At 73.0% G+C, this 3232-nt stretch carries 2 protein-coding genes, 1 pseudogene and 1 riboswitch; all 3 genes and pseudogenes read left to right on the top strand.

What is annotated here, in order from left to right; all coding sequences use genetic code 11:
• The first annotated feature begins 1111 nt into the window (after positions 1–1111).
• Positions 1112–2377: an inorganic phosphate transporter gene (locus tag GPJ59_RS34915; RefSeq protein WP_219672071.1), complete on the top strand. Its 1266-nt coding sequence runs from the start codon at positions 1112–1114 to the stop codon at positions 2375–2377.
• 29 nt (positions 2378–2406) lie between these two features.
• Positions 2407–2628, top strand: a complete 222-nt coding sequence (locus GPJ59_RS34910) for a hypothetical protein (protein WP_219672070.1) — start codon at positions 2407–2409, stop codon at positions 2626–2628.
• 147 nt (positions 2629–2775) lie between these two features.
• Positions 2776–2863: riboswitch (cobalamin riboswitch) on the top strand.
• 57 nt (positions 2864–2920) lie between these two features.
• Positions 2921–3205, top strand: a pseudogene (locus GPJ59_RS38205) (cobalamin biosynthesis protein); the annotation flags it as partial.
• Between the last annotated feature and the right edge of the window lie 27 nt (positions 3206–3232).

The raw sequence follows: 3232 nt of genomic DNA, 5'->3' as shown, positions 1-3232 counted from the left end.
GGGCGGGGGCGCAGGGCCGCTTCCGCGGCGTACCGGCCGGCCACGACCGCCGCGGCGCCGGCGCCGATCAGCGTGGTGGTGACGGCAGCGGCCGTCGCTGTAGCGGTGCGCACCGCTCCAGTCTCCGGTGGTGGCCCCGGCGGGGCCACCGGAACGGGGAGCGGCGATCCTGCCGGGGCCGCCGGGACGGCGATCCTGCCGGGGCCACCGGGACGGGGAACCCGCCGCGGCGACCGGAACGGCGAACCTGCCGGGGCGACCGGGATGGGGAACCCGCCGGGGCGACCGGAACGGCGAACCCGCCGGGGCCACCGGAACGGCGAACCTCCCGGGGCCACCGGGACGGGGAACCCGCAGGGGCCACCGGAACGGCGAACCCGCAGGGGCCACCGGAACGGCGAACCCGCAGGGGCCACCGGAACGGCGAACCTCCCGGGGCCACCGGGACGGGGAACCTGCCGCGGCGACCGGAACGGCGAACCTCCCGGCCGGCCCCGTCCGGTCGGCCCCGTCCGGTCGGCCCCGCCCGGTCGGCCACGGCCCGAGAGTCATCCGCTCGGAAGCCGCCGGCCCGGAAGCCATCTGTCCGGAAGCCACCGGCCCCGAAGCCATCGGGCCCCGCTCGGCCGTACCCGGGAGGCCGTCGAGCTGTGCCGGCGCATCCGGCGCCGCGAGACCATCGACCCACCACGGCATCACCGACATGCCGCTGCCGCCCGAGAAGGGCGGCAGGCACGGCAAGCCGCTGAAGGTGCTCACCCGGCCGGTCCGCGACCGCAGCCCCGTCTGCGTCGCCCCGCCCGGCCCGGCCCGGCCCGGCCAGCGTGCCGCCGACCGCGGAGCGGAAGCTATCGGTCCGGATTCCGCTTCGCGTGATCTGGGTCTCTTCCGCGGGCCCGGCGGTGGCTCCCGGCGGGCCGCTCCGACACCCGGAGTGATCACGCCACACCGGCCTGACGTGCAAAAACCGGCACAAGTACGGCACAATCCGGACCAGTGACCCGAAGGCACCCCGGGCCCGGACACCACGCGGCCCGTTTCAGTTCACTTTCCGTTCACCCAGGTTGCCTACGGTCGACCAGCCACTGACGCCAAACAGAAGCCTGGGTAAATGGAGCACATAACGCTTCTCCTCGGGATCGTGATCATCACCGCTCTCGTGTTCGACTTCACGAACGGTTTCCACGACACAGCCAACGCGATGGCGACCACCATCTCGACCGGCGCCCTCAAGCCCAAGACGGCGGTGGCCATGTCCGCCGTGCTCAACCTCGTCGGCGCGTTCATGTCCGTGGAGGTCGCCAAGACGATCTCCAAGGGCCTGGTCAACGAGGACGGGATCCAGCCAGAAGTGATCTTCGCCGCCCTGGTCGGCGCGATCCTCTGGAACCTGGTCACCTGGCTGGTCGGACTGCCCTCCAGCTCCTCCCACGCCCTGATGGGCGGCCTGATCGGTGCCGCGGTCGCCACCGCCGGACTCGGCGCCGTCAACGGCGGCACCCTGGTCACCAAGGTCCTGATCCCCGCCGTCGCCGCCCCGGTCGTGGCCGGCGTGGCCGCGATGCTGGCGACCAAGGTCACCTACAAGCTCGGCAAGAACGTCGGCGAGAAGACCTCGGCCAAGGGCTACCGCGCCGGCCAGATCGCCTCGGCCGGCCTGGTCTCCCTCGCGCACGGCACCAACGACGCGCAGAAGACGATGGGCATCATCACCCTGGCCCTGGTCGCCGGCGGCGCGCTCGCGCCCGGCTCCAACCCGCCGGTGTGGGTCATCGTCTCCGCGGGCATGGCGATCGCGCTCGGCACCTACCTGGGCGGCTGGCGCATCATCCGCACCATGGGCAAGGGCCTGACCGACCTCCAGCCGCAGCAGGGCTTCACCGCCCAGACCTCGGCCGCGGCGGTCATCCTGGCCTCGTCCAACCTCGGCTTCTCGCTCTCCACCACCCACTCGTGCTCCGGCGCGGTCATGGGTGCGGGCCTGGGCCGCAAGGGCGGTGTGGTCCGCTGGTCCACCGCCACCCGCATGTTCGTCGCGTGGGGCCTGACCCTGCCGGCCGCCGCCCTGGTGGGCGCGGGCGCCGAGCTGGTCATGCGTACGGGTGACATCGGCGTCGCCGCCGTGGCCCTCTTCCTGGTGGCCTCCTGCGTCGCCATCTGGCTGATCTCGCGCCGCCAGGTCGTCGACCACAACAACGTCAACGAGGACGAGCCGGCCGAGGCGCCGGGCGTGGTCACCACCGCCATCGCGGCCGTGACCGTGCCGCCGGCCGGTACCACCGCCGCCGTCGCCGACGAGGACCTCAAGGCCACCATCCCGGCCCCGGCCCACACCACCGCCGACGAGACCCCGGCCGCGACCGCGCCTGCGGTCTGACGAGCGACCATCACAGAGGATTCAGCAGTATGAAGATCGACTGGGCAGCACTCGGCACCGTCTTCGGCGTCAGTCTCTCCGCGACCGTCGCCCTCGTGACGCTGTTCGTCCTGGGCATCGTCGGCCTCTCCAAGCACGAGGCCGCCACCGGCCAGGGCGGCAGCGCCACCCTGGCGCGCACCGGCGCGTACGCCTGCTTCGCGCTGTGCGCGGCAGCCGTGGCGTACGGGATCTACCTGATCGTCGCCTGAGCCGTATCCCGTGCGTCACCCGTGACGCACGACGAGGACTCCCCACGGGCCCGGCCCGCGGGGAGTCCTTCGTTTGTCCAGGTCAACAGCGAGTTGACGGGCGTTCGCGGGGCGTGGTGGACTGCCCGGGCCAACACGGCGGCAGGAGAGGAAGTCCGGTGCGAATCCGGCGCGGTCCCGCCACTGTCACCGGCGCGTACGGTCCCACCGACGTACCGCCGGGAGCCAGGAACTCTCGCCGCCGGTCACGTCGAACCAGGGCGCGGACCCTGAGTGAGGACATACCTGCCCCATGCGTGCCGATCGCGTCTTCGCGTACGGCGCCGCGGCGGGCCTGATCGGCGACCGGATCCTCGGTGATCCGCGCCGCGGGCACCCCGTGGCAGCCTTCGGACGAGCCGCCGCCGCAGTCGAACGCGCCCTGTGGCGCGACGACCGCGCCCGCGGCGCCCTGCACACCGCGGTCTGCGTCGCGGGAGCCGCGGCGGGCGGGGCCCCCCGCCCACGCGCCGTGCCCCCCCCGTTCCTTTTTCACACATGCAGAGTCCCTGCAGCTTACGGGTGGGGTGTCAGTGGGCGGCAGTGGCATTTTTACAAAGCGTGA

It is taken from the genome of Streptomyces bambusae, from assembly GCF_019400985.1.
Taxonomy (GTDB): Bacteria; Actinomycetota; Actinomycetes; order Streptomycetales; family Streptomycetaceae; genus Streptomyces; species Streptomyces bambusae_A.
The sequence above is the reverse complement of the archived record's forward strand: the minus strand, read 5'-3'. Positions and strand labels throughout refer to the sequence as shown.

Excerpts from the sequence above, each read along its gene's own strand:
- GPJ59_RS34915 (WP_219672071.1), top strand. The coding sequence starts at position 1,112 with ATGGAGCACATAACGCTTCTCCTCGGGATCGTGATCATCACCGCTCTC.
- GPJ59_RS34910 (WP_219672070.1), top strand. The coding sequence starts at position 2,407 with ATGAAGATCGACTGGGCAGCACTCGGCACCGTCTTCGGCGTCAGTCTC.